The following is a 255-nucleotide window of genomic DNA, read 5'->3' on the forward strand; positions in this document are numbered from 1 at the left end:
ATGTGCTTGGGCGATGGGTTAGTGATGACATGCTTGGCGTCCAACGGCGCTTGGACTACATCGTCACGGAGTACCCGCACGACATCATCGCCCTACGTTTGCAGCATATTGGCGCGATCTTCTTCGGACGACCTGACGTACTTCGCTCCACGGTGACTCGAGCACTTAGTGACTGGGACGAAAGCATTCCGGGCGCAGGCTTTGTATATGGAATGGCCTGCATGGGGCTAGAAGAGGCGGGAGACTACGAACGCG

At 56.9% G+C, this 255-nt stretch carries 1 protein-coding gene; it reads left to right on the top strand.

The genetic code is table 11. The annotated features are described in order from the left end of the window. Positions 1 to 50: 50 nt before the first annotated feature. On the top strand, positions 51 to 255 hold a 205-nt coding region (locus EU800_RS27445), incomplete at its 3' end, for a hypothetical protein (protein WP_207210039.1).

The sequence above is a fragment of the Tropicimonas sp. IMCC6043 genome (assembly GCF_004146235.1).
Classification (GTDB): domain Bacteria; phylum Pseudomonadota; class Alphaproteobacteria; order Rhodobacterales; family Rhodobacteraceae; genus Tropicimonas.